This window comes from Mesorhizobium sp. M1406 (assembly GCF_040317555.1).
Classification (GTDB): Bacteria; Pseudomonadota; Alphaproteobacteria; order Rhizobiales; family Rhizobiaceae; genus Mesorhizobium.
In genome coordinates this window covers 1-4,227 of record NZ_JAMYKW010000133.1, presented here as the reverse complement: position 1 = coordinate 4,227, position 4,227 = coordinate 1, and the positions used below count along the sequence as shown (strand labels likewise).

Below are 4,227 nucleotides of genomic sequence, written 5' to 3'. Positions count from 1 at the left end.
CGGTCTCCCTCGATTGAGCTTTCAACGAACTCATTCTGGCACATCGCGATGCCGTTGGGAGCCGTCCACCCCAACACGGCATCAGTTCGTCCCAGCGCGAGGCTGGCCAATCATTCTGGATGCGCTCGGTGACGTCGGCCATGTAGGCTTCGGCATCGACGCCGCAAAGCTTGCACGTCTCAATGATGCTGAGCACGACCGCTGACCGCTCTGCCGCGGCGAAGCTGCCCGAGAAAAGCCAATTGCGCCTGCCGACTGTAAATCCACGAATCGCCCGCTCCGCGATCAGGTTGTCGGGCTCGAGCTGGCCATCGTAGAGGAAGCGATTGAACGCGCGCCATCGTCTGGTGCCATAGGCGAAGGCCTTCGCGATATCGGCATGGCGCGACAAACCGTTGCCCTGGCGCGTGAGCTGTCGTCGCAGCGCCCGGACCAGTGGTCGGGTCCGACTTCGTCGTGCGGCCAATCTCTCGGCGGGCGGGAGTCCCCGTATCTCTTCCTCGATCCGGTAGATCGCCTGGATACTGGCCATCGCCGTCGTGCTGAGCTCGGTCGGCTGGCTGTCGTGAACGTCGAATATCTTGCGACGCAGATGGGCCAGGCACGCAGCTTCTCGAATGGCGCCGCCCTTGTAGAGCTGGTTATAGCCGCTGAAACCGTCGGCCTGGAGCGTGCCGGCAAATCCGGCGAGCTCGGTCAACACGCTCTCGCCGGCGCGGCCCATGGTGGCGCGATACCAGGCGATCGGCGGCTCCTGCGAACCCGAATTGCGGTCGTCGGCGACGTAAACCCAGAGCGCGCCCTTGTGGGTCTTGCCGTTGCCGGGCGCCAGGATCGGAAGCCGCGTGTCGTCGGTATGAATCTTGGTGCGGGTACGGCCGATCTCACGGATGCGGTTGTAGATCGGGTCGAGCAAGGCGGCGGCGTAGCCGGCGCTGCGCGCAAGGGTGGATCGCTCGATATCGACGCCCTTGGCGGCCATCATCTGTGCCTGACGGTAGAAGGGCAGATGATAACCCCACTTGGCCATCATGATATGGGCGAGCGCGGCATAGCTGAGCTTACCGCGTGCAATGGCCTTGGCTGGCGCTGGCGCCTGGATGATTTTATCGCAGGTCCGGCAGCTGTACTTGGGTCGAATGGTCTCCATCACCTGCCAGGCCTGGGCAACCAGATCGAGCATCTCGTCGCTATCTTCGCCCATGGCGCGCAGATCGCCGCCGCAGCCCGGGCAACATGCGCAAGACGGCTCGCGAACGGCCCGCTTGCGCGGCAGGTTGGGATTGAGCTTACGCACCGGCAACACCCGGACCTTGTCGGTGTCAGCAACGATGGGCAGCTCGAGATCGGGCACGCTGGCGGCGAAATCGGTCTCGAGATCTTCGAGTTCAAGCCGCATCTGGCCCAGCTTCTCGGAGGAGCGGCCGAAGGCCTTGCGGTTGAAGCGATCGATCCGCAGCTGCAGGCGCTGGATGCGAAGTGCGGCCTCGGCGCGCTCTCTTCGAAGCTGCTCATCGCGTTCGGCGATGGTGATGTCACGGGCAGAAACGGCCGCCTCCAGAAGGGCGATCCGAGCGAAGAAATCAGCGGTTGAGGGAGCTTGTTCCGACACCCAAAACCTATACCCGAAAGACCCTCGTCACGGAAGAAGAATCAACACAAAATCAATAAGAAACATCAAAATCAGCCAGCCAAACGCGGTCGATAAATCTTGCTCGGCCGGCGCCAATCGATCCCGTCCAAAAGCAGCGAAAGCTGCGCCTTGGTGAGCGACACGGCGACCTGATCCTTGGTGGTTGGCCAGGCAAAACAACCATCGGTCAGCCGCTTTGTAAACAGACAGAACCCCTGGTCGTCATGCGACAGAATCTTGATGATATGACCCTTGTGTCCACGGAAGCAGAAGATCGCGCCGGTGTGCGGGTCGAGCGCGAGCACCTGCCGCACCATCCGCGCCAGGCTGTTGATCCCGCGACGCATGTCGGTCGCGCCGCAGCACAGGTAAATCCGGTCGGTCGGCACCACCGTGATCACCTGGTCAACTCCGCCAGGACGATGCGCAGTGCTGTCGGATCGACGATCCCGTCGATCCGCAATCGCGTGCCGCTCGCAAAGGCCACGACGATCCTGCCGGCCGGGTCCGGGCAATCGGCGACGGGGCGTTCGACATCCGGCAGATCGCTCACGTCGATGCGCGCGAAGGTCGCCATCGCCTGATCGGCATCGAGTTCCCCGCCGGCCATCTGCTTGCGCCACGCATAGAGCTGTGACGGAGCTACGCCGAACGCTTCCGCGACCTCGGTCACCGACGACCCCGCCGCGCTCGCCAGGTCGACCAACGCGCGCTTCTCAGTGCAACTCCACAGCCTTCGTTGCCGCACGCGCCCGGGCACCGTTTTAAGACCTTCGGCCGCCGCGGCGCCGCTTAACTCGGCGACCATATCGCCCGTTGCATGTTCCAATGTCATGGCCCGAAACCTCCTGTTCATCGGCATCTTGCAAGGTGCCTTGGCGCACCGCTTACGTTTGCTCAGGGCGGAGGGCCGTTTCGTCCATTGCGTGCACTCGCCGACATCCTGTTGAGGGGCCTGTCCCAGGTGTGAATCGGCGTGCAAAATTTGACCCCATAAGCCGGGGAATCGACGCCGATCGAGGGTCAGTTTTGGAAGCCGTTTGACATCCCAGGAGCGAGTCCGCCTTCTATTTGCCCGTGTTCCTCTCGTGCGAGAGCAGATCCCCGTTGATTGGGCAAAGGGCTTGAGGCGGAGCGCCGCGCTGACGACTCCGCGTCTTTGGCAGCACGCCCTCAAGCAGGCGCGCGCCGAACGGGCAGATGGGGATATTGCCGAGCGCACATTGCTGCCGGCTCTCGAGCTGCTCGCTGGCGGTATCTCAGAGGCGGATCGCGCAGGACGCCGCCTGTTGCGTGGACCCGCGCTCACCTTATGGCAGGACGCCTTGCGCATGGCACCCCAGCAAGCGATCGAGCTCTCGCTGCAGGCTCTCCGCGTCGATGATGGGCAGGAGCCCGGCAACACCATCGTGTGGGGGCCCGCCCATCACCTGGCCGCCGCCCCCCGTAAGCATGTCCGCCTCATTGGTCTCGAAGCGAATGCCTGGCCACGTCGGGCGATCGAAAACCCGCTGCTTCCTGAGCATCTGCTCGAGCATCTTCGGCTCCCGTCAGCAGATATCGCCGACGACGATCGAATGACGCACGACATCATTGTGAGCCAATCCGCCGACTATACCCTTTCGCGCGGACACAGAAGCGCCACGGGCGCGCTGCAGGCGGCAAGCACATTATGGCGACGAGACGAGGAACGGATTGTGGGTCGCAGCGCCATCCCCCGGCACGCATTCAGCGAAAGCGATCGCCTCTACTCGAGACCGGCAGATGCGGGCAAGCACCCGCAGGTTCGGGCCAGCCGCGCCTCCTGGCGCGACTGGCAGGAAACCGATAGGCACACCGCGCATGATGGGCTCATTCGGGCAAACCATCCACTGATCCTCGACGCACTAGCCGAAGTACAATCAACGACGTCCCTGCATCGCCTACTTTGCGATCCGCTCGGATTTGTCTGGGAGTATGCACTTCATTGGCGCGAACCGAACCTCGATCACCAGCCACTCGTGCTCGATCATCGTGCGTTCGGCGAACTCGTCCACGCCCTCATTGGCGGTGTGCTCCGCGACGGTGCACCGCGAAATGTCGACGAGATCGAGATCGCCCTTGCGGACGAAGCCAGGCGCCTAGACGAGGGGTGGCCGATCGCACGGGCCGTCCCGCCTGGTCTACTCTGGCGCCATACCATGACACTGGCCTGCGAACGTGCATCGCGCGGGCTGAAAGATGCCCTTGGTGAACCCCGCGGCACGAGTTGGACCGAACTCGCCTTCGGCGAGACCATCGACGGACGTCATCCCTGGATCACGCTTTCGCCGGTCCCAGTCGGGGCAACTGGCATTGCGTTTCGCGGCCGAATAGATCGGCTCGACGAGGACGGATCGAGGGGCACGGCCATTATCACCGACTACAAGGCAGGAGCGGCGCCGCAGCGGAAAAAGGCCGTTGTGTTCGACCGCGGAGCGGAGCTCCAACGCGTTTTTTATGCCCTGGCCGCCAGATCGTTGCTCCTGGAGGCACCGTAAAGTTAACCGACGGCTGATGAAGATGTGCGAACATGGGCCATGTCAGAAGTTGCTCGTGATCCGCTTTATCGTCGC

4 protein-coding genes are annotated in these 4,227 nt (G+C 63.1%); 1 reads left to right on the top strand and 3 read right to left on the bottom strand.

The features are described 5' to 3' along the window. The 3 genes from tnpC to tnpA all read right to left on the bottom strand — a co-directional run. Positions 1-1,612, bottom strand: a 1,612-nt coding sequence (gene tnpC / locus NKH03_RS34325) for an IS66 family transposase (RefSeq protein ID WP_352973270.1), incomplete at its 3' end; no start/stop codon positions are given. Positions 1,613-1,683: 71 nt separating this feature from the next. Continuing rightward, a complete protein-coding gene (gene tnpB, locus NKH03_RS34320) occupies positions 1,684-2,034 on the bottom strand; it encodes an IS66 family insertion sequence element accessory protein TnpB (RefSeq protein WP_352699995.1) in 351 nt (116 codons plus the stop codon). Then, positions 2,031-2,468, bottom strand: coding sequence for an IS66-like element accessory protein TnpA (tnpA, locus tag NKH03_RS34315; RefSeq protein ID WP_352608053.1), 438 nt, complete (start codon positions 2,466-2,468; stop codon positions 2,031-2,033). Before tnpA ends, tnpB begins: the two co-directional genes overlap by 4 nt. Positions 2,469-2,757: 289 nt before the next feature. Between tnpA and NKH03_RS34310 the strand changes: the two genes are divergently transcribed. After that, positions 2,758-4,152, top strand: a complete 1,395-nt coding sequence (locus tag NKH03_RS34310) for a PD-(D/E)XK nuclease family protein (RefSeq protein ID WP_352699993.1) — start codon at positions 2,758-2,760, stop codon at positions 4,150-4,152. Positions 4,153-4,227: the final 75 nt, after the last annotated feature.

Bases quoted from the DNA above. Each gene is read 5' to 3' on its own strand.
- tnpA (WP_352608053.1), bottom strand. From the start codon at position 2,468: ATGACATTGGAACATGCAACGGGCGATATGGTCGCCGAGTTAAGCGGC.